29 protein-coding genes are annotated in these 24998 nt (G+C 70.0%); 14 read left to right on the top strand and 15 right to left on the bottom strand.

Annotation, left to right across the window (positions count from 1 at the left end):
* Positions 1–149: 149 nt before the first annotated feature.
* Complete coding sequence (locus AC3WSN_RS19675; protein WP_192709809.1) at positions 150–593, top strand: DMT family transporter; 444 nt, start codon at positions 150–152, stop codon at positions 591–593.
* 46 nt (positions 594–639) lie between these two features.
* Positions 640–1083 (top strand): DMT family transporter, encoded by a 444-nt coding sequence (locus tag AC3WSN_RS19680; RefSeq protein WP_238199867.1) that lies wholly within the window; start codon positions 640–642, stop codon positions 1081–1083.
* A 58-nt stretch (positions 1084–1141) separates the two neighbouring features.
* Here the strand turns inward: AC3WSN_RS19680 and AC3WSN_RS19685 are convergent, their stop codons facing one another.
* The gene (locus AC3WSN_RS19685) at positions 1142–1870 is read right to left on the bottom strand and encodes an SDR family oxidoreductase (RefSeq protein ID WP_492540198.1); all 729 of its coding nucleotides are present in this window, start codon (positions 1868–1870) and stop codon (positions 1142–1144) included.
* Between the two features lie 192 nt (positions 1871–2062).
* Here AC3WSN_RS19685 and AC3WSN_RS19690 point away from each other — a divergent pair, with 192 nt between their 5' ends.
* Entirely contained in the window at positions 2063–3223 is a 1161-nt protein-coding gene (locus AC3WSN_RS19690; RefSeq protein WP_492540200.1) for a DUF305 domain-containing protein, read from the top strand.
* Between the two features lie 73 nt (positions 3224–3296).
* Positions 3297–3521 carry a hypothetical protein gene (locus AC3WSN_RS19695; protein WP_492540202.1) on the top strand — a complete coding sequence of 75 codons (225 nt, stop codon included), beginning with the start codon at positions 3297–3299 and terminating at the stop codon, positions 3519–3521.
* 150 nt (positions 3522–3671) lie between these two features.
* Here the strand turns inward: AC3WSN_RS19695 and egtD are convergent, their stop codons facing one another.
* From egtD to gntA, 3 genes are read right to left on the bottom strand one after another with little or no spacing between them, the layout of a single operon-like run.
* Entirely contained in the window at positions 3672–4595 is a 924-nt protein-coding gene (gene egtD, locus AC3WSN_RS19700) for an L-histidine N(alpha)-methyltransferase (RefSeq protein ID WP_492540204.1), read from the bottom strand.
* A 7-nt stretch (positions 4596–4602) separates the two neighbouring features.
* On the bottom strand, positions 4603–5553 hold the full coding sequence (locus AC3WSN_RS19705) for a methyltransferase (RefSeq protein ID WP_492540206.1): 951 nt from the start codon (positions 5551–5553) through the stop codon (positions 4603–4605).
* Between the two features lie 11 nt (positions 5554–5564).
* Entirely contained in the window at positions 5565–6320 is a 756-nt protein-coding gene (gene gntA, locus AC3WSN_RS19710; RefSeq protein ID WP_492540208.1) for a guanitoxin biosynthesis heme-dependent pre-guanitoxin N-hydroxylase GntA, read from the bottom strand.
* Between the two features lie 414 nt (positions 6321–6734).
* On the opposite strand from gntA, the gene AC3WSN_RS19715 reads away from it, so the two are divergent.
* Positions 6735–7310, top strand: coding sequence for a YgjV family protein (locus AC3WSN_RS19715; RefSeq protein ID WP_192709801.1), 576 nt, complete (start codon positions 6735–6737; stop codon positions 7308–7310).
* 139 nt (positions 7311–7449) lie between these two features.
* Complete coding sequence (locus AC3WSN_RS19720) at positions 7450–7860, top strand: PilZ domain-containing protein (RefSeq protein ID WP_192709800.1); 411 nt, start codon at positions 7450–7452, stop codon at positions 7858–7860.
* A 3-nt stretch (positions 7861–7863) separates the two neighbouring features.
* Here the strand turns inward: AC3WSN_RS19720 and AC3WSN_RS19725 are convergent, their stop codons facing one another.
* Complete coding sequence (locus AC3WSN_RS19725) at positions 7864–8301, bottom strand: HIT family protein (RefSeq protein WP_192709799.1); 438 nt, start codon at positions 8299–8301, stop codon at positions 7864–7866.
* A 137-nt stretch (positions 8302–8438) separates the two neighbouring features.
* Here AC3WSN_RS19725 and AC3WSN_RS19730 point away from each other — a divergent pair, with 137 nt between their 5' ends.
* From AC3WSN_RS19730 to AC3WSN_RS19740, 3 genes are all read left to right on the top strand, one after another.
* Positions 8439–9398, top strand: coding sequence for a cation diffusion facilitator family transporter (locus AC3WSN_RS19730; protein ID WP_192709798.1), 960 nt, complete (start codon positions 8439–8441; stop codon positions 9396–9398).
* A 102-nt stretch (positions 9399–9500) separates the two neighbouring features.
* On the top strand, positions 9501–9743 hold the full coding sequence (locus AC3WSN_RS19735; RefSeq protein ID WP_492540211.1) for a type II toxin-antitoxin system VapB family antitoxin: 243 nt from the start codon (positions 9501–9503) through the stop codon (positions 9741–9743).
* Positions 9743–10147 (top strand): type II toxin-antitoxin system VapC family toxin, encoded by a 405-nt coding sequence (locus tag AC3WSN_RS19740; protein WP_492543181.1) that lies wholly within the window; start codon positions 9743–9745, stop codon positions 10145–10147. Before AC3WSN_RS19735 ends, AC3WSN_RS19740 begins: the two co-directional genes overlap by 1 nt.
* Positions 10148–10162: 15 nt before the next feature.
* On the opposite strand, the gene AC3WSN_RS19745 is transcribed toward AC3WSN_RS19740, so the two are convergent.
* The 4 genes from AC3WSN_RS19745 to AC3WSN_RS19760 form a co-directional block, all read right to left on the bottom strand.
* The gene (locus AC3WSN_RS19745) at positions 10163–11017 is read right to left on the bottom strand and encodes an SDR family oxidoreductase (RefSeq protein ID WP_492540213.1); all 855 of its coding nucleotides are present in this window, start codon (positions 11015–11017) and stop codon (positions 10163–10165) included.
* Between the two features lie 10 nt (positions 11018–11027).
* Positions 11028–11207 (bottom strand): DUF1328 domain-containing protein, encoded by a 180-nt coding sequence (locus AC3WSN_RS19750; RefSeq protein WP_010685332.1) that lies wholly within the window; start codon positions 11205–11207, stop codon positions 11028–11030.
* 112 nt (positions 11208–11319) lie between these two features.
* Complete coding sequence (locus AC3WSN_RS19755) at positions 11320–12690, bottom strand: chloride channel protein (RefSeq protein WP_492540216.1); 1371 nt, start codon at positions 12688–12690, stop codon at positions 11320–11322.
* 245 nt (positions 12691–12935) lie between these two features.
* Positions 12936–14330, bottom strand: coding sequence for a deoxyribodipyrimidine photo-lyase (locus AC3WSN_RS19760; RefSeq protein ID WP_492540218.1), 1395 nt, complete (start codon positions 14328–14330; stop codon positions 12936–12938).
* Between the two features lie 544 nt (positions 14331–14874).
* Here AC3WSN_RS19760 and AC3WSN_RS19765 point away from each other — a divergent pair.
* A complete protein-coding gene (locus tag AC3WSN_RS19765; RefSeq protein ID WP_238199854.1) occupies positions 14875–15990 on the top strand; it encodes an NHL repeat-containing protein in 1116 nt (371 codons plus the stop codon).
* 132 nt (positions 15991–16122) lie between these two features.
* On the top strand, positions 16123–16500 hold the full coding sequence (locus AC3WSN_RS19770) for a PH domain-containing protein (protein ID WP_238199853.1): 378 nt from the start codon (positions 16123–16125) through the stop codon (positions 16498–16500).
* Positions 16501–16525: 25 nt separating this feature from the next.
* On the opposite strand, the gene AC3WSN_RS19775 is transcribed toward AC3WSN_RS19770, so the two are convergent.
* Positions 16526–17938 (bottom strand): phosphatase PAP2 family protein, encoded by a 1413-nt coding sequence (locus tag AC3WSN_RS19775; RefSeq protein WP_492540221.1) that lies wholly within the window; start codon positions 17936–17938, stop codon positions 16526–16528.
* 36 nt (positions 17939–17974) lie between these two features.
* Positions 17975–19114, bottom strand: coding sequence for a TRAP transporter substrate-binding protein (locus tag AC3WSN_RS19780; protein WP_238199849.1), 1140 nt, complete (start codon positions 19112–19114; stop codon positions 17975–17977).
* Between the two features lie 142 nt (positions 19115–19256).
* Here AC3WSN_RS19780 and AC3WSN_RS19785 point away from each other — a divergent pair, with 142 nt between their 5' ends.
* Positions 19257–19823 carry a tyrosine phosphatase family protein gene (locus AC3WSN_RS19785; RefSeq protein WP_492540223.1) on the top strand — a complete coding sequence of 189 codons (567 nt, stop codon included), beginning with the start codon at positions 19257–19259 and terminating at the stop codon, positions 19821–19823.
* A 27-nt stretch (positions 19824–19850) separates the two neighbouring features.
* Here the strand turns inward: AC3WSN_RS19785 and AC3WSN_RS19790 are convergent, their stop codons facing one another.
* The 4 genes from AC3WSN_RS19790 to AC3WSN_RS19805 form a co-directional block, all read right to left on the bottom strand.
* Positions 19851–20987: a branched-chain amino acid ABC transporter substrate-binding protein gene (locus tag AC3WSN_RS19790; protein WP_492540225.1), complete on the bottom strand. Its 1137-nt coding sequence runs from the start codon at positions 20985–20987 to the stop codon at positions 19851–19853.
* A gap of 149 nt (positions 20988–21136) precedes the next feature.
* On the bottom strand, positions 21137–22306 hold the full coding sequence (locus tag AC3WSN_RS19795; RefSeq protein WP_492540227.1) for a polysaccharide biosynthesis/export family protein: 1170 nt from the start codon (positions 22304–22306) through the stop codon (positions 21137–21139).
* 252 nt (positions 22307–22558) lie between these two features.
* Positions 22559–22807: a Flp family type IVb pilin gene (locus tag AC3WSN_RS19800; protein ID WP_492540229.1), complete on the bottom strand. Its 249-nt coding sequence runs from the start codon at positions 22805–22807 to the stop codon at positions 22559–22561.
* Between the two features lie 184 nt (positions 22808–22991).
* The gene (locus tag AC3WSN_RS19805) at positions 22992–23267 is read right to left on the bottom strand and encodes a DUF3072 domain-containing protein (RefSeq protein WP_192711742.1); all 276 of its coding nucleotides are present in this window, start codon (positions 23265–23267) and stop codon (positions 22992–22994) included.
* 210 nt (positions 23268–23477) lie between these two features.
* Between AC3WSN_RS19805 and AC3WSN_RS19810 the strand changes: the two genes are divergently transcribed.
* Together AC3WSN_RS19810 and AC3WSN_RS19815 are read left to right on the top strand one after the other, a co-directional pair.
* Positions 23478–24017 (top strand): gluconokinase, encoded by a 540-nt coding sequence (locus AC3WSN_RS19810; protein ID WP_492540231.1) that lies wholly within the window; start codon positions 23478–23480, stop codon positions 24015–24017.
* 4 nt (positions 24018–24021) lie between these two features.
* A complete protein-coding gene (locus AC3WSN_RS19815) occupies positions 24022–24843 on the top strand; it encodes a Cof-type HAD-IIB family hydrolase (protein ID WP_492540233.1) in 822 nt (273 codons plus the stop codon).
* The last annotated feature ends 155 nt before the right edge of the window (positions 24844–24998 follow it).

A 24998-nucleotide genomic window follows, 5' to 3' on the forward strand; every position in this document is an offset into this window, starting at 1 on the left:
GCAACCCGTCGCCTGAGGCGATCTGTCTCTGGGTCATGCCGGCGAGGGGATGGAGTCGCCCGGCGCGCTCCAGGGTTTCCCAGCAGGCCAACGCCCGCTTGCCCGCCCGGCGCGCCGGGCGCCCTCCCTCGAGACATCCCGGACAGCCCATGTGGTATCTCTACGGCTTCGCCCTTCTGGCGGGCGTCGCCAACGCCATCGAGCCCGGCCAGAACGCCACGCTGGCGAAGGTCACGGGGCAGCCGATGCTGGCGGGGGTCTTCTGCTTCGCCCTGGCGATCGTCTGCTTCCTCGGCGTCATCATCGTCGTCCGGCTCCGCGGCCAGAGCCCGACCGACGCGGCCACGCGCGTTCCGTGGTGGGCCTGGCCCGGCGGCATCCTCGGGGCCGCGGTCGTGCTCGCGCAACTCTACATCTCGGAGCAGGTCGGCGCCGCGCCGTTCCTGGGCTGCGTCATCACGGCGGGTGTGATCGGCTCGATCGCCTTGGACCATTACGGCCTCATCGGCTTCGAGCGCCATTGCGCCAGCCGCTGGCGCATTCTGGGCGGCGTCCTGATGGTCGCGGGCGTCGCCCTCGTGGCGGTGTTCTGACCCGCCGCCCGACCCTCCGACGCTCCGCTTCCTTCAGGATCCCAGCATGATCTTCCTCTACGGCTTCGCCCTGCTGGCGGGCATCGCCACCGCGATCGAACCGGGCCAGAACGCGGGCCTCGCCAAGTCCCTGGCGCGGCCGCTCCTGGCCGGCGTGGTCAGCCTCGTCGTCAGCATCCTCACCATCGGGGCAGCCATGCTGGTGACGGGGCAGTACGGCGTGCCGGGGATGGACCGCCTCGCGCAGGTGCCCTGGTGGGCGTGGCTCGGCGGCCTGATGAGCGCGGGCCTGACGATGGCGCAGCTCTACATCTCCAAACGGATCGGCGCCGCCACCTTCCTCGGGCTGATCGTCACCGCAGGGGTGGTCACCTCGATCCTGCTCGACCATTTCGGACTGGTCGGCTTCAAGGTCCACGAAGCGGGCCTCTGGCGGATCCTGGGCGGCGCCCTGATGATCGGCGGCGTCGCGCTGGTGGCCCGGTTCTGAGACGCTTGTTCTGAGACGCTTGTTCTGAGACGCTTGTTCTGAGACGCTTGCCGTCGGATCAGATCGTCCAGCCGCCGTCGATGACGACCGCCTGCCCGGTCGTGTAGGTCGCGCCCGCGAGATAGACGGCGAGATCGGCGATCTCCTCCGGCGTGCCGAGCCGCCCGATCGGCTGGCGGGCGACGAAGGCCGCGCGGGTCTGCTCGTAATCGCCCTGCTGGCGGATCCGCTCCTGCAGCGACGGGCTCTCCACCGTGCCGGGGCAGATCGCGTTGCAGCGGATGTTGTGGCCGACGTAATCGGCGGCGACGGACTTGGTCAGGCCGACCACCGCCGCCTTGGTCAGCCCGTAGGCGAAGCGGTTCGGGACGCCCTTCACCGAGGACGCGACCGAGGCCATGTTGACGATGGCGCCGTCGCGGCGCTCCAGCATGCCCGGCAGCACGGCGCAAATCGTGCGGATCATCGCCTTGACGTTGAGGTCGATGGCGAAGTCGAGGTCGGCGTCGGGCATCTCCAGGATGCTGCCGGCATGGACGATTCCGGCGCAGTTGAACAGGACATCGACCGCGCCGATCCGCTCGACCAGGGCGGTGACGGCGCCTGCGTCGAGCACGTCGAGGATCGCGGTCTGAAGGCCGTCGGCCTGCAGGGCGGCGAGCGCGTCCGCGTTGATGTCGGTGGCGTGGACCCGCGCGCCGGCCCGCGCGAAGGCGAGCGCGCTGGCGCGCCCGATCCCCTGCGCCGCGGCCGTGACCAGGACGGTCTTTCCGGAAAGATCTGCCATCGCGTGCTCCCTGCAGGCTGCGTGCTGCGTGCTGCGTGCCGGCATCGGGCCGAGCGGCGGCAGTGTAGGTCCCGCCGGGGCCCGGCTCCAGGCGCACGTCGCGGCAATCTCCAACATAGGCTGTCGCCCGCGCCGAGCCGGCCCCCTATGGCAGACCCGGTCGGGGACGGGGGCCCAAGCGTGAGCGGCATCGTGAGGCGTCTCTGGTCGAGCGAGGCCGGGATCAACTGGCGCGCCGCGGCCCTGCTCGGCCTGTTCAGCAGCACGTTCTCGACCCTGGTCAGCCAGTTTACCGCCACCCGCATCGGGCGCGACGCCGTGGTCGACTGGATGGTGGTCGCGGCGATCCCGATGCGCGACGCGGCCCTCCAGGTCGAGCCGTCCTGGCCGGTGATCCTCACCGGCATCCTGTTCCACCAATGGGCGGACTTCTCCTGGGCCTTGGTGTTCTTCGGCCTGTTCGGGCGCTGGACCGCCGGCCTGCGGCCCTGGACGATCCTGCTGATCGCGCCGGTCTGGGCCCTCTTCACCTCCGCGTCGGAATGGCTCTTCCTGGTGCCGCTCCTGCCGTTCTGGCAGCCGATCTTCCCGCTGGAGCAGCCCTACTGGATCGGCTTCCTGGTCCACCTCACCTCGGCCTCGCTCTATCCGCTGTTCCCGTATCTGCGGGACGCGGTGGCGGGGCGGCGCCCCTCGGCGCACGGCCGGTTCGCGGCCGTCTGGAGCGGCGGGGCCATCCTCGGCGTGTTCGCCCTCGGTACGCTGGCGCTCCTCGGCTGGCAGGGCCGCGAGATCCCCTGGACCGGGCACGATCCGGCTTACGACCAGGGCTACATGCGGCGCATGATGGCCCACCACGCGCAGGGGATCGCGCTCGCGAAGCTCGGGGCCGAGCGCGCCCAGGACAGTCATCTCCGGTCGCTCGCCCGCCTGATCGCGGCCGCGCAGACCGGCGAGAACACGGTCTTCGACCAATGGTGGCGCAGCTGGTTCGGCGACGCGTCGCAGATCTGCGCGCCGGCCGAGCGGGATTCCATGCCGGGCATGCTGGATCCCGGCCAGATCGAGGCGCTCCGCGGCCTGGACGGCCCGGCCTTCGACGCGCGGTTCGTGGCGCTCATGACGTTCCACCATGCCGGCGCGATCGCCATGGCCGACGACGCGATGCGCCAGGCGAATGACCTCCGCCTGCGGATCATGGCGCAGGGCATCCGCCACGAGCAGCGCGGCGAGATCGCCCTAATGCACGGGCTGGAAGGCCTGGCTGCGGTGCAGATGGCTCTGGGCGACCTCGTCCTCCCGGCCGGCCGTGCAGCGCCCGAGCAGGCGGCCGGACAGCGCCCGTCTCCATAGCCGGAGGAGCCCGGGATCCCGATCGGCCGGTGCCGCGTTCTCACCGAACCGCATCACTGCCCGGAGGAATGCCGTGGGGCTCGCCGCCTTCGTCCTCTTCGTCGTTCCGTGGATGGCCTTCGCCGTCTGGCTGTATCTCAAGCCGGGCAGCATTCGCCTCGGCGCCCCGGCGGCGCCTTGGCGTCCGCTGACGGATTATCCGCCTCCGCGGCGCGACCAGCAGCAGGCCGGCGAGACCCAGAGCATGGCCTCGGGCGCCGCCCATGACGGCAAGCACCAGCCCATCGCCTCGATCTGATCCACGGATCGCGGTGCCGGCGTCTTTGCGAGGGACGCGACGCAATCGAGTCGGCGCGACGACGCTGCGTGTCGCGCTGCCCTGGTTCGCTTCGCTGCGCTCGCAATGACAAAGGGATCCGTCACTCGGGGACCTTGATCGGAACCCGGATCAGGCCTCCGCCTGCAGCAGGTGCAGGTTGAAGCTGCCCCCGTCCGCCTGCCAGAGCGCGCGGGGCTGCCACCCGCTCGCTCTCGCCACGGCCTGGAACGCGTCCGCCGTGTATTTGTGCGACGTATCCGTCCGGATGCTCTCGGAGGCGGCGAACGCGATGCTCCGGTCGCCCAGCCGGTAGATGGCTGGCCGGATCGCCACCAGATGCGCCTCCACGCGGAACGGCTCGGGCAGGAGCCGGACCTCGTGCCGGAAATTGTCGATGTCGAAATCAGCGCCGCACTCGCGATTGAGACGGGTGAGGATGTTGCGGTGGAAGGCGGCCATCAGCCCGTCGGCGCCGCCATAGGCGCGCTCGAGGCGCGCGGGATCGGTCGTGCCGTCGGCACCGACCAGGAACAGGCTCGGGCCCAGTGTCGCGCGCGCCCGTTCCAGGAACAGGCCGGCGTCGCGCGGGTCGAAGTTGCCGATGCTGGTGCCCGGGTAGAAGCCGAGGATCCCGCCCGGCCCTGCCGAGACCGGGAGCTGCACCGGCTTCGAGTAGTCGGCGCAGACCGGCACCATGGCGATGCCCGGGTAATCCGGCGCCAGCCGCCGGATCGCCGCTTCGAGATACGCGCCCGAGATGTCGATGGCCACGTAGCCGGACGGGCTGTCCAGGGCGTCGAGGAGCGTGCGGATCTTGCGGCTCGCGCCGCTGCCGAACTCGACCACCGTCACGCCCGGCGCCACCGCGCGCGCCACGTCGGCCGCGACCTGGGGCAGGAGCGCCGTCTCCTGCGCGGTCGGGTAGTAGTCGGCCTTGTGGCAGATCCGGTCGAACAGGTCGGAACCGGTCTCGTCCCAGAGGAACTTCCCCGGCAGCGTCTTCGGCCCGGCCGTCAGGCCCACGAGGGCATCCCGGAGAAACTCGTCGTTCATCGCGGCATCACCGGCGCGTGACCGTAAGGATGACCAGCGCGAGCCGCTCGACCTCGTCGTAGACGGCATTCGCCAGTTCCTCACCATACTCGTCGGGGTCGAACTCGCGATAGCTCCGGTCGAGGCCGGCGCGGTCGCACAGCGTCGTCACGGCGTCGCGGAACGGATCCTCGCCCTCGACGATCGCCGCACCGGTGAACAGGACGAGGCTGCCGCCGGGCGCCAGCCGCTCGACCGCCTGCTCGGCCACAGCGAGCGACAGCCCAGCGCCGAGCGGACCGCCGCCGTGCCGGTAGGCGCGTGCCGCGGTGTCGATCATGAAGGGCGGGTTCGACACGATCAGGTCGAACTGGCCCTTGACGTCGCGGAGCATGTCGCTGCGGCGGACGTCGACGCCGTCCGTGCCGGCAAGCCGGGCGTTGACGCGCGCCGCCCGCATGGCGGCCGGGTTGATGTCGATCAGGACGACCTCGGCGCCCGGCGCGCGCTTGGCGACGCAGATTCCGGCGGCGCCCGAGCCGCAGCCGAGATCGACCGCGCGGCGCACCGGCCCCGAACGACCTTCGAGATGCGCAATCACCGCGCCGGCGAAGCGCATCGTGTCGGGCCCGAAGAAAACCGCGTCGGCGGCGCTGGGCGGGTACGAGGAATGGGCGAACAGCTCGTCGTCGAGGCTGGAGAACCGGATCGTGGGCCGCAGAAGCGGGCCGTCCTCGACCACGGCGCCGGCCTCCCGCATCAGCCGCAGGATCGGCTCGGGCAGCAGGTCGGCGCGGAACGGACGGCTCCAGCCGAACACGTCGCGCAGGCTCTTCGCCTCGGCATTGCGCGGCCGGGCGTTGACGTGGGCGTGGGTCGCGGGGGTCACCGTCGTGAAGGTGTAGCCGGTGTCGCGCACGGCGCGCGCCAGAGCCAGCACAGCTTCCTCGTTCTGGGGAAACGGTTCGGATTGCGTCATCGGGCGGCCCTTCAGCTGTCCATCTGGCGCGCCACGAAGGCGCCGTTCGAGAGATCCTCGGCCACCTGCTGCGCGTCCCAGGGCGCCGCGGCGGCCCCGCGCCGGAACGGGCAGGCCCAGTCGTCGGGGACCGCGCGCCCGCTGAACTGCCGGGCCGCCGAGCGCTCGCCATGCTGGGCGAGCATGGGGTTGACCGAACCGGTCCAGGCGGCGTCGCGGTCGACGATCGAGGCGCGCAGGCGCTCGTAGCGCCCCTCCGCGCGCAGGCGCTCGAACTGGTCGTGGAGGTTGAACACGAGGGCCGGCGTCTCGAAGCGCCGGGCGCGGCGGCTCGCCCCCGGATGCAGCCCGACCAGGAAGAAGCCCTCGCCGCCCAGGCTCAGCGAGAAGTGCGGATCCTCCGGGTCCGAGGCGACCCGCGGGTCGTAGCCCTGGCCGAGGCACTGGTCCTTGTCGGAGAGCGACTGCACCCGCTGCCAGAGCGCCGCCTCGAACGCCTCCTCCGAGAGGGTGCGGGGGCCCTCGAACAGCACCACGAAGCTCTGGAACAGGTTCGGCTGCGCGCGGTAGCGGCAGATGAAGGCCAGGAGCGCCGGATAGATGCGGGTGTCGTCCCAGCCGGAGGTGATGTCGCGGGCGACCACGATCTTCATCTGGCCCCGCGAGAGGGCGGATTTGGCGCCCACGCAGGGGAACGGCACATGCTGGATGAAGTCCCGGAAGCGCTCGGCAACCGGATGATGGTCGTCATTCGTCGGAAGCTGCATGTGAGAGCTGGGTCAGACCACCGGTATCGCGCACGGTCGCACCCATCGCGGCCCGATCGGCCGAGATGTCGTCCCGAGTTCAATGCCCGGAAAACCGGACTTGGCAGGCATTGTTCCCCAGGCGACGAACCGCATTCCCAGATTGATTTATGTTAAGTCCGACCTTATAGCCCGATTACACGGCTAATACTTGTCAGCTTGACGTATGATTTGATCTGCGGAGCTCGCTCCCGGGCTCGCCTCCGGCGCCCCGGGAAGACCGGGCGTGAAGCCGGCTTCGCTCACGATTGCGGCGCGGCGGACACGCTCGCGTGACCATGCGGGCGGGGGCGGGCTGGCGTTAACCAGCTGATTACCATGCGAACCTAGCGCATCCGACAGAAACGGCGCCCCCGCGCCGCTTGGGCGCTGACAATGAACGCCGTCGATGTTTTGTATTCCTGGTACGCTTCGGCCGCGGCGCACCTCGATCTGTTCGGATCACTCGGTCTATCTCTCGGCTTCATCGCTGGCGTCATGCCGCGCCGGGATCGGATCCTCCTGGCGTCGGCGGCCTGTGCCGCCTGCTTCGGCGCCCATTACCTGACGCTCGGCGCGCTGACGGGCACGGCGATGTGCGCCATCTCGGTGATGCAGAGCCTCGTCTCCCTGCGGTGCTTGGGCATGCCGGGCCGGAGCGGCTGGGTCCCGCCGCTCTTCGCGGCGAGCACCCTCGTGGCGGCCTGCCTGACGGTGGCCACGTGGAACGGCTGGCCGTCGGCCTGCGCGGCCGTCGGCACGCTGCTCGCGACGGCCGCGCGGCTGAACGCGGCGCCGCAGCCCATGCGCCTCCTTTTCCTCGGTGCCTCGCTGTGCTGGGGCGGCCACAACCTGCTGGTCGGCTCGGTCTTCGGCCTGACCTGCGACGTGCTGACGATTTTCGGTCTCGTGATCGCGCTGCTGCGCGCCGTCCAGACCCGCGCGATCGAGCCGGACGGCCTGCGGGCGTAGCCGGGATGCACCCCCGGCCTCGGTCGATCCATCAACATCCGGCCGCTCAAACGGGCCGCGACTCCAGTATCCTGACCAAGATTCCTTAAGGGCTGGCAGGCAGGATCCGGAGCATCGTCAGCACTTCGGAGCCGGCCGCATGTCCGAGCATCGCAAAGAGACGCGGCAGAGGGTCTTCCTCAAGGGCCGCATCGTCTTCAACAACGGGTCGTCGAGCTTCGACTGCCTCGTGCGGGACATGTCCTCCTCCGGCGCGCGCCTCGTCATGAGCGACGCGACGACGCTCCCGGAGGCGTTCGACCTCTACATCCCGCAGAAGGACCGCACATACCGGGCGACCCTGCGCTGGCGCCGGGAGGACGGCATCGGCGTCACGTTCGAGGAGCCGGCCCGGACCGCCGGTTCGGCGCCCGCGCCCGATCCGGCGTCGACCGAGGCCGCTCTGGCGATGCTGCTGAAGCGCGTCAGCGAGTTGGAGACTGAGAACGCCGCCCTGCGTCGGCTGCTCGCCAGCATGGCCCAATCCGGTGACTCGGTGAGCGCCGCCTGAGCGTCAGCCCTGCCCTTCGAGCGCCGCGCGGATCCGCGCGGCGTGCTCGGCCAGGATTGCGTTGTCGGCCATCCCGCCCTCGTGCCGCTTCAACGTCACACCCTCGCGCCGCGGGATGATGTGGACGTGCAGGTGGAACACGGTCTGGCCGCCGGCCGGCTCGTTGAACTGGAACAGCGTCAGGCCCTCGGCCTGGAAGGCTGCCTTCACGGCGCGGGCGACCGTCTGGACGCTCGTCATCAGGGCGCTCAGCGACTCGGGCTCGGCGTCGAGCAGGCCCCGGGCCGGGGCCTTCGGGATCACCAGGGTGTGGCCCTCGCCCTGGGGCATCACGTCCATGAAGGCCAGCGTGTGCGCGTCCTCATAGACGCGATGGCACGGGATCTCGCCCCGCAGGATCTTGGCGAAGATGTTGTCGGGATCGTAGCGGGCGTCGGCCATGCTGCCTCCGGGCATTCTTGAACGGGCGCAGGTTGCACGGGGTGTCGGTCCGCGTCCACACGGGAACCGGTCGCGCGCGGGAACGCTTGCACCGCCGCGGCTGCTGCCGCGCGTGATGGAGTGCAGGAGGGTACCGGATGGCGCATGAGAGCACGGGGGCGATCTACGCGGCGGCCGGCGCCAACCTCGCCATCGCGGCGGCGAAGTTCGTCGGCGGGGCGCTGACCGGCTCGACCGCGATGATCGCCGAGGGTGTGCATTCGGTGGTCGACACGGCCAATCAGGTGCTGCTGCTCGTCGGCATGAAGCGGGCCGAGCGGCCCGCCGACGAACGCCACCCATTCGGCTACGGGCGTGAGATCTACTTCTACGCCTTCGTGGTCGCCCTGATGATCTTCCTCGGCGGCGGCCTGTTCGCGATCTACGAGGGCATCGCGCGGATCCGCCATCCGGAGCCCGACGTGGATGCCGAGATCCTCGGATACCGGCTGCCGGGGATCTGGGTGAACGTCGCGATCCTGGGCTTCTCCATCGCAGCCGAGGGGACGTCGTTCTTCGTGGCGATGCGCCAGTTCTGGGCCGAGAAGGGCAAGCACTCGGCGGTGCGGGCGATCCGGCGCAGCAAGGATCCGACCCTGTTCACGGTGCTGGCCGAGGACGCCGCCGCGCTGATCGGCCTCCTGATCGCGCTGGCCGGCGTCGGCCTGTCCCACATCCTGGAGATGCCGAGCCTCGACGGCTGGGCCTCGGTGGGAATCGGGCTCGTGCTCGTCGGCATGGCCGGATTCCTGATGATCGAGACCCACGGCCTGCTGATCGGCGAGGCGGCCGATCCCGAGATCGTGGCGGCGATCGGCGATCTGGCGCGGGCCGAGCCGGGCGTGCTCCACGTCAACGAGGTGCTGACCCAACACCTTGGTCCATCCGACATCCTGGTCAATCTCAGCATCGACATGGCCGACGACCTGAGCGCCGGCGAGGTCGAGAGCCTCGTGACCCGCCTCGACCGGGCGCTGAAGCAGCGCAGCCCGGACGTCACCCGAGTGTTCATCGAGATCCAGCAGCAGGGCGAGCACGGGGTCCGGGCGGCGGCTTAACAGACGCCGCGCGCTCGGTAGGCTTGGTCCTACTACCGGACGCTGTATGGACAGATGATACAGAGGCGTCCATACAGGCGTACTAATGGTGGAGGCGCCCTCATGCTGAGCATCCGGGATGAGGAGGTTCGCACCCTCGCCGAGATGGTCATGCGGAGGAGCGGCGCGCCCAACCTCACGGCCGCCATCCGGCTCGCATTGCAGAACGAGATCCGGCGCGCGGACGCGGTTGTCCCCTTGGCCGAGCGCGTCCGCGCGCTTCGCGCGAAGGCCCTGTCGGGGGCGACGAAGACGCCGCAAGCTCCGCTGACCAAGGCCGAACGCGACGACCTCTGGGGTGCGTGATGTTCGTCGAGACATCCGCCATCGTGGCAATCCTGGCGGATGAGCCCGAGGCCGGCACCCTCCTCGCGCAGCTTGAGAACGCCAGAACCCGTGAGACCGGGGCGCATGTCCGCCTGGAGGCGACGATCAATCTCGCGCGCATCCTCGGCCTTGAGGTCACTGAGGCGCACGACCTGTACGACGGCTTTCTCGCGGCGGCCGAGATCGCCGTCATCCCGATCACCGATGCCGTCGCCCGCCGGGCCGTCGAAGCCTTTGCCACGTACGGAAAGGGCCGCGGCCATCCGGCCCAACTCAACTTCGGCGACTGCCTGTCCTATGCCTGCGCTGTAGCAAGCGGTGCGCCGATGCTCTTCAAGGGGCGCGATTTCTCCGAGACGGATCTGAAAGCGGCCGATCTCTGAACCGCGTTCGTCAGATCAGGCGCTGCGGCCGACCTGTCGGAGGCTAAGTGCCCAGACCCGCTCCTGCACGGCCTCGTCGCGGCTCTCGGCCGAGGATGGCTTCGGCCGCCGATGCGAGAAGTAGCGGCCGGTGACGCCGTCGAGTTCGGGGGCAGTCGCGACGTGGAGCGAGGTTTCGGCGCCCTTGTCGGGGCTCGACAGGAACGGGCGCATCAGCGACCACGCGGTACCGAACAGGCCGCCGGTGTTCCGGGCGAAGCCGGTGTTGATCACGCCCGGATGCAGGGCGTTGACGGTGATGCCGCTGCCGCCGAGGCGCCGGGCCAGGGCGTAGGTGAACAGGACGTTGCCGAGCTTCGCCTGGGCGTAGGCCCGCATCGCCCCGTAGCGCCGGGCGCCCTCGATGTCGTCGAAGTCGATATGGCCCCGGTAATGGGCCGCCGAGGCGACGTTGACGATCCGCGGCTTCCCGCCGGCCGCCACCGAGGCCTTGAGGGTGTCGAGCAGTTCGAGGGTCAGCAGCACGTAGCCCAGGTGATCCAGGGCCCAGGTGCGCTCGATGCCGTCGACGGTGAGCGTGCGCCGGTCGAAGATCGCACCGGCATTGTTCACCAGCACGTCGAGGCGCGGATAGGCGCCCCGTAGCACGCCGGCGAGGCGCCGGATCTCGGCCTGGGCGGACAGGTCCGCGACATGCGCGTCGACCGCCGCGCCGGGCGCGACGGCGCGGATCCGCGCGGCGCAGGCCTGCGCCTTCTCCGCATCCCGGCCGACGATCGCGACCCGCGCGCCGTGGCGCGCGAGCCCGAGGGCGGTCTCGTAGCCGATGCCGTTGGTCGCCCCGGTGACGAGGCAGACCTGGTCGCGCATCGCGCCGGCCTCAGAACACCGCCTGGCCGACCGCGAAGGCGATCACGACGATCACGATGGCGATCAGCAGGAACAGCCCGAACAGGATCCGCGCCAGCGAGCCCGCGCCCGAGGCGATGCCGGTGAATCCGAGACCGCCCGCGATCAGCGAGATCACGAAGCAGATGAGGGCCCACTTCAGAAGGGTCATGGCGTCACTCCGGCTTGGCCCGCAGGGCGGGCTGACAATTCCTGCCTCAACCGGCGCCAAGCGAGACCGTTCCGCCGAATCTGGCCCGGTCCGCTTTTATTCTCAAGATCGGTCAGGCGGTCTTGGTCACCGGCTGCGCTGGGACGTCGGCGCGCTCCAGCATGATCTCCGCCAGGGTGTGATAGAGCCCGCCGCGGCAGACCGCCTTGGAGGCGGCGTCGGCGATCAGCGCCGCCACCATCAGGGGGATCATCATCGAGTGGTTCTGGGTCATCTCGGTGACGATGACGAAGCTCGTGATCGGCGCCTGGAGCACCCCGGTGAGGTAAGCCACCATCCCGATCAGCACGAGCGCCCCCACCGGCATGTCCGGCAGCAGGCCGTGGACCGTGCCGCCGATCCCGGCCCCGACCGCCAGGGACGGCGCGAACAGGCCGCCTGGGATGCCGCTGATCGAGCTGAGCACGGTGGCGGCGAATTTCAGCGGCGCGTAGCTCCAGCCGGCCGCGGCGTCGCCGTGGAGGATCGCCCGGGCCTCCTCGTAGCCGGTGCCGTAGGCGGTACCGCCCGAGGCGAGCCCGCACAGGGCGACGCACAGGCCGCAGGCCGCCGCGAACAGGACCGGCCGGCCCCGGACCAGCCGCCCGGCGGCGCCGGGCAGCCCGCGGGCGAACAGGATCACGAGGCGGCTGAACACGCCGCCCGCGAGGCCCCCCAAGGCGGCGATCAGAGGCACGATCCAGCCCGCGGCCAGCGGCAGCTCCGCCTGGGTCGTTCCGAAATAGGTGTAGTTCCCCAGGAGCCAGAGGGAGGTCAGGCCCGCGGCCACGATCCCGGCGACGATCAGCCCGGACGAGCGCGCCTCGTAGGCCCGGCCCAGTTCCTCGATCCCGAACACGATTCCGGCGAGCGGCGTGTTGAAGGCCGCCGCCACGCCCGCCGCGCCGCCGGCGAGCAGCAGCCCCGGCAGCCGCTCCGGCGTCAGGCGCCCGAAGGCGGCCATGATCGCGGCGCCGACCTGCACGGTCGGCCCCTCGCGGCCGGCCGAGGCGCCGCAGAGCAGTCCCAGGAATAGGACCATCACCTTGCCGAAGGCGACCCGCGGCGAGATCAGGGCGTAGCGGAAGCCCGCATCGCGAGCGTGGCGGGCGGCGATCACCTGCGGGATGCCTGAGCCCTGCGAGTTTGGGAAGACCGTACGGGCGAGCAGCGCCGCGAGCGCGAACCCCGCCGGCGTGAGCACCAGGGCGATCAGCGGCGAGATCGCAATCAGACGCCGGGATCCGTCCTGCGCGAGATCCGCGCCCTTGGCCATCAGCACGGCGGCGAGGCCGACGCCGATGCCGCCGGCCAGGAACAGCAGCCGGCCGCGCCAGAGCGGATAGGCCTCCATCGAGGCTGAGCGCAGCCGCATGATCGAGCGGCGGTAGCGCGAACGCTTCGGGAGCGGGGCGTCCATCGTCTCCTGCGCCTCGTCCCGCATCTCGATCCTGTCTGAGCTCTGCACCCGCACTGCCGGAGCGAACGCTATACCGCAATCGGCAAGGATTGGCCCCGTCCGGATCCGCGAGGTCCGGCACGGACGGGCGCGCGACGGCGCATAGGCCGCGCGACACCGCACCGATCCGGGCTGCGCGCATGTTCAGATCGGCTGTGGCGCCGACCGCTGCAGCCTGACCCGGCGCGCCGAAAGTCGGAGCCTCGGGCCCGATCGGCGCCAGGCCCGCCCTACCCGTCCGCCTCCGCCGCACAGAGCGCCTCGACGGCCTTCACATAGGCCTTGGCGTCGAACTTCTTGAGCGAGTTCTCGCTCTGATAGCGGACGGTGCCGAAGACCTTGCGCGTCTGCCACGGGCGATCGTGGAGGCCGAACACCCAGGCGACGTTGGTGAAGGAGTTCGGATCGCGTCCGTCGAGGAAGTAGCGGTTGTTGAGCCGGAGCGTGCGCGCGAAGGCCTCCTTGGGCGAAGGCGACCAGTCGAGGATCTTCTTGCCCCAGTACATCCGCAACTGGTTGTGCATGTAGCCGGTCTCGCGCATCTCGCGCATCGCCGCGTTCCAGTACAGATCATGGGTCTCGCCGGCCGCGAGCTGGTCCTCCGAATAGGTGTGCGGGCGGGCATCCTCGGCGTGTTCCGCTAGGGTCTTGCGCGCCCAATCCGGCACTGCCCTGTCGTAATCGTCGTACCCCTCCGTGTAGAAGACGTGGTTCATGGCGAGCTCGCGCCGGACGATCAGCTCCTCCAGATAGGCGCTGTGGTCGTCGTCATCGCCGATTTTGGCCTCCCGCACCGCCAGGGCGATCTCCACCGGCGAGATCTGGCCGAAATGCAGGTACGGACTCATGTGCGAGGCGGCGGCGGCCTCCGGCATGTTGCGCCCGGCCCCGTAGCCCGCGAACCCGTCCTTCAGGAACGCCTTGAGCCGCTTGCGGGCCTGCGTCTCGCCGCCGGTGAAGCGCTTCACCGGCCCGACCACCCGGTCGAGGCTCATGCCGGCGAGCACCGCTTCCGGATCGGAGACGTCGATCTCGGTCTCGAGCTTGAGGCCCTCCGCCTTGCGCTTCAGCTTGCGCGGCGTCAGCTCCGCGATGAATGGGTCCCAGAGCCGGTTGAGCTTCGGCCGCAGCGTCCGCGCGGCATATTCATGCTTCTTCGAGGCCGTCTCGACGGGCACGACCACGTCGCCCTCGACCTGAACGATCCGCGTCGTGACGGCCGCGGCGATCTCCCGGTACCAGCCCTTCTGGATGGCGAGATAGCCGCGGTCGAGAACGAGCAGCGCCGCGTCCGCGGACAGGTCAATCGCCACCTTTGCGGGTGAGGCCTTGCGCATCACGAAGCCGATCCCGCGCGTCTCAAGACCCGCCTTCGCGTCCGCGAGCCCCTGAAGCAGAAACGCGTAGTGCCGGGCATTGGCTTCGGGGAAGCCGCTAGCGCCATCGAGCAGACCGAAGCAGGCGACAACCGGCAGGTTCAGCCGGTTCGCCTCCTTGATGGCAAATTCCAGGGCCGGGTTGAACTGGGCCCGATTGGCCTGCTGCAGGAGGTACAGGACGTAATCCCCGTCTCCGCGCGGCTCGACATCGTTGAGGACCCGGATCCGTTCACCCTGAATCGCCATGCGCACCCTGACCCTTGCTTCAGCCGTCCCACGGAAGACTTGGCCGGAGAGCTAGAGCGCAGGGCGAATTCGTCTCTCGGCGGCTCCGAGATGAGAAGACGCAGTCGAACCGTGGGGCGGCGCGCCGCGTGATCCGACAAAACCGCGCCTGATCAGGACCTTATGGGATCTTCCGTCGCCCTGGTCCGCGAAAATTCAGACTTCGGCCGCGATGCACCGCATGCGACATTTTCAACACAGCCGTCCGCGCACGCGTGTGCAGACGCACAAAAGGACAGCCCTGCTGTCCTGATCCCCTTGTAATTTTCGCCCATCAGCGCAGATTGTGCAGCGCGGGAGAGCGATGGCGTCGCCCTTCCGCAGCCCTTCTTGGGCGTTTCCTCCCTAGACTTCGGGCCGCTCCTTCGGGAGTGGCCTTTTTTCTTTTTAGGCCCCTGATCCGGCGCCCTTTGTCATCGGAGCGCCCCCCGTGTGGCTGGATCCCGCCTGCGCCGGGCGCCATGCTGGCCGCGAGCGCCGAAACAGGCGCGGTTGAGGATACGCCATGAGGATTTTCGCCGCGCTGCCGGCATTCGCCTGCCTGCTCGCCCTCGCCGGCCCGGCGCCTGCTGCGGACGCACCGCGCTTTCAGGTCGACCCATCCTGGCCGAAGCCGCTGCCGAATGACTGGATCATGGGTCAGGCGGCCGGCGTCGCCGTGGACGCGCAGGACCATGTCTGGGTGGTCCAGCGGCCCCGGACGCTCACCGATGACGAGAAGGCCGCGAGCCTCGATCCGCCGCGCACCAAGTGCTGCAAGCCGGCTCCGTCGGTGCTGGAATTTGACCAGGCCGGCAACCTTCTGCGGAGCTGGGGCGGCCCGAGCGCGGGCTACGACTGGCCGACCAACGAGCACGGGATCCAGATCGACGGCCAGGGTTTCGTCTGGATCGCCGGCAACGGCGACCAAGACGGGCAGCTCCTGAAATTCACGCCCGACGGCAAGTTCGTCCTGCAGATCGGCAAGTCCGGCCCGCAGACCGACAGCCGCGACACCAGCCGCCTGGGCAAGCCCGCCAATGTCGACTTCGACATGGCGGCGAACGAGGTCTACGTCGCGGACGGCTATTACAACCACCGCATCATCGTCTTCGACCGCGATACGGGCGCGTTCAAACGGATGTGGGGCGCCTACGGGAAGCCGCCGACCGACGACAAGCTCGGCCCCTACGACCCGGCGGCGGCGCCGTCGCAGCAATTCGCCAACCCGGTCCACTGCGTGCGGATCGCCCAGGATGGGCTGGTCTATGTGTGCGACCGGACGAACGACCGCATCCAGGTGTTCAAGAAGGACGGGACCTTCGTGAAGGAGTTCTTCGTCGAGAAGAACACCCGGGCGAACGGCTCGGTCTGGGAGCTGGCCCTGTGGCCGGACGCCGACGAGACTTACCTGCTCAACGCCGACGGGGCCAACAACGAGGTCCGGACCCTGTCGCGGGCCACCGGCGAGGTGGTCGGGGCCTTCGGCCGGAACGGGCGCATGGCGGGCCAGTTCCACTGGGTCCACAACCTCGCGGTCGATTCGAAGGGCAACGTGTTCACCACCGAGGTCGACACCGGCAAGCGGGCCCAGAAGTTCCTGGCGCTCGGGGACTTCGTGCTGCGCAAGCGCACGCCGTGAGCGCGACGGGTCGCCGTGAGAGCGGGGCGCCGTGCCTGAGCCTCGCGGCGCTCCCGCCGGCCCGTATCGGTGGAGTCTTCGCCTCGGGTGGGTGCTATCGTAGGTCGACAGGCATGACGCAGCGGCGGGATCATGGGTCTACTTGATGGATTGCTGGGCCACGGCAGCGCGGTCGATGCCGCCTCCCTCGAGCGCAGGCTCGAGGGAATCCTGATCGAAGGCGAGACGGCCCGCCTCGCCTTCAAAATCATCCGGGACGTGTTCGTGTTCACCGAGCGCCGCGTTATCCTGATCAACGTGCAGGGTGTCACGGGCAGCAAGGTCGAGTTCCTGTCCGTGCCCTACCGGGCCATCGTGCGCTTCTCGGTCGAGACGGCCGGCACGTTCGATCTCGATGCCGAACTCAAGATCTGGGTGTCAGGTACGCCGCAGCCGATCGAGCGTACCCTGAAGAAGGGTACGGACGTGCGCGGCATCCAGCGCGCCCTGGCGGAGGGGGTGTTGCGCTGACGGCGCGACGCAGTCGGCGTCTCCCTCAGCGCGTCGCGCTCGACCCGCCGCGGCTCGCCGCCAGCGCCGCGGCCTTGCCGGCCGCCGTGTAGAGGTCGAGGCGGGAGTAGACGCCGAACTCCGAGCCGTCGTCGAGGAAGCCGCCGCCCGGTCCCTGCGTCTCGGTGAGGATGGCGTTGGCCTCGTCGAGCGTCAGCGACGGGAAGGCCGCGGTGAGCAGGTGGCCCGCCTCCGGGGCGACCTTGGCCACGTCTTCCCGGCGGCCGGCGATCTCCGGATGCACCACGGGCAGGCCGTAGGTCTGGGTCGCCGCGTAGAACGCCGCGTTGGCGGCCGGATCCTTGAACCGGCTGTCATCCTTCGCGGCACAGGCCGCCACCGTGTCGCCGCAGCCGGCCTTCAGCGCCGCGGTCATGGCCGCCCGGGCCTCCGTCAGGAGCGCCCGGTAATCGGTCACGCCCACCGTCTTGTCGGCCTCGGCACTGGCCTTGTCGAGCACGGCCGGGTTCTTCCGGATCTGGCCGACATAGGCCGGATCGTTGGCCAGCAGGTGAGCCAGGGCGTGGAGCGAGGTTGCCCGCCCGCCGAGCACGTCCATCGCGTAATGGGCGCCGACGATGATCCGGTCGTTGCCGTACTCGGCCGCGCGCGCGACCATCTGCTGGTAGCGCTCCGGCACGAGGAGCGCGAGCAGCATGGACTCGGTATAGCCGTAGGTGGTGTGGCCGCTCGGGTAGGACGGGCTGTCGACGAGGTCCTGCGAGGGCCCGCGCAGCCAGTCGAGGCTGTGGGAGGGATCGCCGAAATAGTCCTTGCCGCGATAGGCCCGGAGGCGCGGCAGGGTCTGGAACGGCCGCGAATTGCCGTAGCGGTCGGCACCGGGGCTGCCGGCGGGCCGGTCGTAGGCTTTTCCGAACACGTCGGTCACGGCGCCGTCCGCCAGGATCGCGGCGGCCTCGGCCGAGACCGCATGCTTGCCGTTGGTGGTGGCGTTGGCGAAGAAGTACTTGCCGGAATTCGAATCCGACTTGCTCACGTTGTTGGTGTAGCCGATCAGGTTGGCGACCGCCGGGGCGATGCTCGTGAAGGTCTTGTAGTCGCTGTAGGTCGCCTTGGCGTGATAGGCCTGGGCGAGCGTCGTGCCGAGACCGTCGGCGAGGTTCGCGGCGTTGCCGTCGGTGATGAAGCAGTCCCGCAGGGCGAGCTGCTGCTGCTCGGGGAACGGCAGGAGGATCGGCTGCTTGAGATCGCCGGTCTGGATGTCGCCGGTGACGCGTAGATTCGCGTCGAGCGCCGCCCGGCCGTCCGGCGCGGTCTGCAGCCGCGCCACCGGGACGAGCCCGCGCAGGGCCGTCAGGTTGGCGGACGATTGCGCCTGCGCCTGGAGGGGCAGCGCGGCCCCGAGCAGCACCAACCCGACCTTCAGCGCTCCGGCCATTCTGCCCTCCCCCGCTCGCCGTTGCCCGGCCAGACGCTATCCCCGCGCCCGGGCCCGGATCATGAAATTGTCGTAGGTATACTCCGCCACCTGGAACCAGAGGTACTCCTCGTTGCGGAAGGTGCGCATCGCCTCGTAGACCCGACGGAAATCGGGGTTCTTGGCGGCGATCTCGCCGTAGACGTCGTTGGCGTTCTTGAGAGCGGCTTCCATCACCTCCTGGGGGAAGGGGCGGAGCTGCGCCCCCGCGGCGACGAGCCGGCGCAAAGCCTGGGGGTTGCGCGCGTCGTACTTGGCCTGAACATCGGCACCGACCTCGGCGGCGGCCATCCGGAGGACAGCCTGATAAGCCTTCGGCAGCGCCTTCCACTTCTCGGCGTTGAACCAGAAGTGCAGCATCGCGCCGCCCTCCCAGAAGCCGGGATAGTGATAGACCGGTGCGACCTTCTGCAGGCCGAGCCGCTCGTCGTCGTAGGGGCCGATCCACTCGGCGGCATCGAGCTTCTTGCTCTCCAGGGCGGCGTAGATCTCGGGACCCGGCACCGCCTGCGGCTGGACCCCGAACTTGGCCAGCACCTGCCCGCCCATGCCGCCGATCCGGAACTTAAGGCCCTGGAGGTCGGCGAGGCTCTTGATCTCGCGCCGGAACCAGCCGCCCATCTGGGCACCGGTATTGCCGCCGGGCAGACAGACCAAGCCGGCCTTCGCGAAGACCTCGCCGAAGAGTTCGGCGGCGCCTCCCGCCTGCCACCAGGCGGCGGCGCCCCGCGCGTTGAGGCCGAACGGGATCGCGGTGGCGAGCGCGAAGGTCGGGTCCTTGGCCATGCCCAGCGTCGCGGGGCCGTGGCCCATCTCGACGGTGCCCGCCGCCACGGCGTCCAGCAATCCGTCCGCGGGCACCGGCTCGCCCGGGCCCTGCACCTGGATCTGGAAGCGCCCATCCGTGGCCTCGGCCACGATCCGGCTGAGCGCCTCGGGCGCGCCGAACAAGATGTCGAGACTCTTCGCGTAAGCCGAGGACAGACGCCAGCGCAGTTCGGGTGCGCCCTCCGCGCGGGCGGGAGCCGCCAACGGCCCGGCGATCGCGGCGGCCGCGCCGAGGCCGGCGGTCAACACCGTCCGGCGCCGCGTCCCGGCCGTGGGGGGGTGCGCGATGTAAGTCTCGTCCAACGGCATCTCGTTCGAGCAACTCCGATCCGGCCGGCGCGGGATCGGCGGCCGCAGGTAGCACGTCCGCGCCGGTTCTCGAAAGTCGCGGGCGCCGGGGCCAGTTCCGTCCCGGCTCGAAACGGGCATCCGCCCGTGCTACGCGCCGCGAATGCAATCAGAGCCCGCCGTCACCCTGCACACCGTCTGCGGCCTGGAGGAGCTGGCGGGCCACAGCGCGCGCGGCGTCAGCCATGTCCTGTCCCTGCTCGATCCCGGCACGCCGGAACCCGAGGCGTTCGCGGGCTACGGCCTCCATGCCCGGACGACCCTGCGCTTCCACGATTGCCTCGGCCCCGGCGAGGGCCTCGTGCCGCCGCAGCCCGAGCACGTCGCGGCCATCCTCGACTTCGGACGGCAGCTCGACGGTGCCGCCCATCTCCTGGTGCATTGCCATTACGGCCTGTCGCGCTCGACGGCGGCGCTGCTGATGGTGTTCGCGCAGGCCGAGGCCGAGACGTCCGCCGAGGCGCTGGTGGCGCGCCTGCACGCCCTGCGCGAGCCCGCCTGGCCCAATGCCCGGATGATCGGCTTCGCCGACGCGATGCTGAACCGGGGCGGGCAGCTCAGCGAAGCGGTCCGGCAGCTTCACGCCCTGCAGCTGCGGGTGCGACCGCACCTCGCCGACCTGCTGCGCGGCCTGGGCCGCGGCGCGGAGGTCGATGCCGCGGGCGGCTAGGGCGCGAAAAGAGCCTCCCGCGGGCCGTCACTTCCCGGCCGGCGTGAAGCTTCCGTCCTTCCAGACGTAGAGCACGTAGCCCTGCGCGGTGACGTCGCCCTTGGCGTCGAAGCCAACCGTCCCGAGCACGAGGTCGAAGCGCTCCGTGTGGAGGGCCTGGGCGACGGCCCGCGGCGCGGCGGAATGGGCGAAGTTGCCGGCCGCGACCAGCGCCTGCATGGCCGCGTAGCCGTAGATCGTCGAGCCGGTCGGCTCGACGCCCTCAGCCTTGAACGCCTTCACCACGCTCGCCGCGGCGGGCTGCCGGCTCGGGTCGAGGTAGAAGGTCATCAGCACGCCGTTGCTGGCCGGCCCGGCGATCTTGGCGAAGTCCGGCGTGGCGATCGCTGAGGTGCCGAACCATTGCGGGCGAAAGCCTCGGTCGGCGGCAACCTTCACCAAGCGGCCCATCTCGGTGGCATCGCCGCCGTAATAGACCACCTCGATCCCCGCAGCCTTGAGGCGATCCGCCAAGGCGGCATCGTCGGCGTCGCTGGGGGAGAAGGACAGCGACAGCGCCTCATTGACGCCGATGCGGTTGAGATTGTCCTTGGTGGCGGCCGCGAGGGTGCGGGATGCCGGGGTCGGGTCCTGGATCAGCGCGATCTTCCGGTCCCGAAAGCGCTCGGCCAGGACGGCTGCCGACAGCCGGGCCTGGTCGTCATCGCGCCCGCAGACGCGGAAGACGGTCGGCAATCCCCGGTCGGTGAGCCGCGCCGCCACCGAGGCGGCGGTGATCATCACGACGCCGTTCTGGGCGTAGATGTCGGAGGCCGCGATCGAGGCGTTGGAGCAGACATGGCCCACGACGAGGCGCACGTCGGAGCGCACGAAATGGTTGGCCACCGCCGTCGCGGTGTTCGAGTCGCAGGCGTCGTCCTGGACGTCGAGGGTCACGGGCTGGCCGTCGAGGCCGCCCATGGCGTTCGCGTCCCGGGCCGCGGCCTCGACCCCGCGCAGCACCTGCTCCCCGACCGCCACGTAGGGCCCCGAGCGCGGAACCGCCACGCCGATCACGATGTCGGCCGCCGCCGGGGCGGCGGACAGGAGCGCAACACACAGGCTCAGGGAGATGAGCGCGGGCCGGAACGGCCCACCTGCGGGGACGACGCGTCCGATCTTCATCGGCCTCTTCTAGGCATCCTTGCGTGCGGCAGCCACGGGCGAAGCGGAGTGCAATGGCCACACCTTTCCCGCACCGCACCCGAAGCCCATACGCGAGGATAGCGGGAAACGCGATTTTTTTCCGTCGCGCCCCGGGGGCGGGCCGCACCTTACTTCGCGTAGTAGTAAGCGGTCGCGACCGAGGAGAGGGGCCCGGTGGCGCTGCTGAAGGCGGAGAGCACCTTGGAGACCTCGGTGAACGGCGCGTTCGAGACGTAGATGAGGTCGCGGTTGCGCATCCGGAACGCCTGGGAGACGAACAGGCTGTTGGGGTCGCGCATGTCGATCCGGTAGACCACCGGCACGAGGGGCGTGCCGAGCAGCCGTGAGCCCGGGCTGAGCCGGCGCACGACGCTGGCGGGTTCGAAGCGGAAGATGAACGTGCCGGCCGGGTCGGCGGCGAAGTCCGACAGGCCGCGCGCCTTGGCGAGCGCCTGCGCCAGGGTGATGCCGTCGGCCTGGAACGGCAGCTCGGTGCTGTTGCCGAGCGCGCCGACCGCGATGAAGGTCTGCGGATCGCGCACCAGCGTGAGCACGTCGTTGGGCCGCAGGTAGATGTTCTCCTTGGGGTTGGACACCACCGTGGTCAGCGGCACCGTGGCGGTGACCGGCCCGCGCGACAGCCGCACGAAGGTCTCGTTGACCGGCGCGCGGTTGCCGCCGGCGGCGGCGATGACGTCGAGGATGCGGTCGCCGTGGCCCGAGAGCGGCAGGCGGGCGCCGGCCGCGCCCTCGCCGGTGACGGTCACGGCCTGGCTGATCGGCCGGGTGACCGAGACCAGCACCTGCGGCTGGATGGCTTTGCCGGCGAGTTCGGTCTCGATCAGCGCCTGCACGTCCTGGGTGCGGCGGCCGGCGACCTTGATGCGGCCGGCATAGGGCACCGAGATGGCGCCGTCGCGCCCGACCGGCTGCTCGGGGATCAGGGCGGACTTGGAGCCGGCCGAGAACCGGTCGGCGACCAGCGGCCCGGAGAACAGGCCGCCGGAGCCGGCTTCCCAGACTGAGACCGAGACCATGTCGCCGATGCCGATGACCGGCTCGGTCGAGGGGCGGTGATCGCCGAACGAGGCGAGCAGGCTGTCCAGCGGCCGGCCGCGCAGGGCCTCGACCACGCTGGGCGTGACGTCGATGATCTCGTAGCGCGCCAGCAGCCCGCCGTCGGCGGTCGCCACCTCCGCTCCCGCCTGGATCGCGCTCGCCGTCGGACCCGCCGCGGGCAGGTACGTGCAGCCCGACATCGCCGTCGCGGCGAGCAGGGCGAGGGGAAGTGTGCGCATCCAGATGTTGCCCATCGGTATTGCCGAGCCCGTGCCTAGCCCAAGGCGGCCTGGGTGTCCGTAGCGGGTGGGCCACACTGCACCCGCGACGGTCGAGCCCGCGGATTCATCCTCGCTAAGCACAGCTTTTTCAGGGCAAGCAGGGGAAAACACCGCTTGCGGCAGCGCGACAGCACTATCGGGTTCTGAAAATAGCCGCCCGCAAACCGGGCGGATCGGCGTCGCCCGGCTCGACCCCGCGCGCGGCAGCGCTCAGTTGCCCTGCGTGACGGCCGTGTTGATCCGGTCGTAGACCGTATTCAGTCGCGACACGTAAAATCGGATGCTTCCGACTGCGACGACGAACACCAGGAAGCCGATCAGCGCATATTCCAGCGCCGTCGATCCGCGAGCATCCCGCTTGAATCGTGTTCCTTCGGCGATCGTCCGACCCGCGAGGCCGGCTAGGATACGGACCAGCGGGGTGCCCGCCCCCGTCCTGCCGCAACTCGGCTCGTCCATGGTCGAAACGCCCTCTCGCTGAGCGGTGCCACGGAGGTGGCCGCTCAGCCCGGGATCATGTCTAGCGTTCCTGCACTTGCCGCCGGCTTAATGGAATGCGCGACACAGCGTTATCAAACAGGCTTAAACAGGACTTGGCTTCCGCCAGGGCGCGCCCGATCACGCAGACGCGCCCGCCGGCTGGTCAGGCGTGACCGGCCTTGTGGCGGAGATCATCGATCCGCTTGGAGGCCTCAGCCTTATCGAGCTCCGGGTCGAACGCCTCGGGCGCCTTGGCCTCCTCCGACAGCGTCTTGAGATAGGACGCCTGAGCGCCGGTCATCGGCTCGCCGCCAGTGGTCCACTGGTCCGGATCCTTGATCTGGTTCGAGCTGTCCTTGGGATCGGTCTTGGGATTGTCCGAAGCCGCTGCGGCCTTCTGATCGGACTTCGACGCTGACTTCCCGGCGGTGTTGGCCATGGATCTATGTTCCTGAAATGTTCTGTCTTCACAGATGGGAACGCATGGTCTGTCGGGTGGTTCCAGGCCCACCGCACGATGCTCGGATCGATGCGGCGATCTTTCCTTCCCCGCTCCTCGTCCTATTGATGAACCTCACGGTGCCCAGGGCGCCTCGGAGCCGCGGTGGTCCTGATGAATCCGCAGACGAGGACGACGCACGATGCGGCGATGGCGACTTCCGCCGCGCAGGTCCTCGTGGTCATGGGCGTCTCGGGTTCGGGCAAGAGCACAGTCGCCGCCCTGATTGCCGAGAAGCTCGGCTGGATCTTTGTCGACGGCGACAGCTTCCACACCCCCGAGCACGTGGCGAAGATGCGTGCGGGGCACGCCCTGGACGACGAGGACCGCGCGCCCTGGCTTGCCCGGATCGCGGTCTGGATCCGGCATCGGCTGGAGGCAGGGGAATCGGGCGTTGTGGTCTGCTCCGCCTTGCGGCGGGCCTACCGGGACGTCCTCACCGGCGGGAATCCCCGGGTGCGCGTCGTCTTCCTCGACGGCGACCAGGCCCTGATCGCCGGCCGCCTCGTCGCGCGCCAGGGGCATTTCATGTCGCCCCGCCTTCTGGACAGCCAGTTCGCCACGCTCGAGCCTCCGGGTCCAGACGAGCACCCGATCACGGTCGGGATCACCGAGCCGCCCGAGCGGATCGCGGACCGCGTCGTGGCACAGCTCGCGGCCGAAGCGCGCGCCGAGACCGGAGCAGAGTGAATCGATGGGATCGGAGCCCGCCAAAGCCGCCGGGATCGCCCTGGTGATCTCGGACGTCGACGGCACGCTGGTGACCGGCGACAAGCGCCTGACCGCCGCCACGGTCGCGGCCGTGGGCCGGCTGCGCGCGGCCGGGATCGGCTTCAGCATCGCCTCGGCGCGGCCACCGATCGGGCTTCGGAATCTGGTCGCCCAGCTCGGCCTCGATCTCCCGATGGGGGCGTTCAACGGCGCCAGTGTGGTGCGGCCCGACCTGTCGTCCATCGAGGAGCGCCTCATTCCGGAACCCGCTGCCCGGGCCGCGCTCGATCAGCTCCTGGCCGCCGGGCTCGATGTCTGGGTCTTCGCCGAAGGCGCCTGGTGCCTGCGCGATCCGGACGGCCCCTATACGGATCTGGAACGCCGCACGATCGGCGCGGAGCCGCGCGTCGTGGCCGACCTAGGCATGCTCATGGGCGCCGCCTCCAAGATCGTCGGCGTGAGCCGCGACCACGCCCACCTCGCCGCCTGCGAGGCGCAGATCGGGGCGGCCCTGGCCGACCGGGCCACGGTGCATCGCTCGCAGGCCTATTATCTCGACGTCACGCCGCCCCACCTCGACAAGGGCCGGTTCGTGACCTGGATGAGCGCGCATCTCGGCATTCCGCCCGAACGGATCGCCACCTTCGGGGACGCCGGCAACGATCGGCCGATGTTCGCCCGCAGCGGCTTCTCGGTGGCGATGGGCAACGCCGAGGCGGCCGTGCAGGCGGCCGCGCAGGCCGTCACGGACAGCAACGACGCGGACGGCTTCGCCCACGGCGTGGCGCGTTTCATCCTGCCCTGACGCGCGCCGGCTTCGTCGGCGCCCGAACCCGACCGCACCAATCTGTGGATAACGCTGCCAGCAGCCGGAAGGCCGTCCGGCTGTTGCCGGCGAAGCACAGATCCGGGCGCGACCGCGCCCGATGCAGCCGTCGCCCACAGGCTGCCGAACCGAGG

This window comes from Methylobacterium sp. FW102-HT35C08, assembly GCF_058790235.1.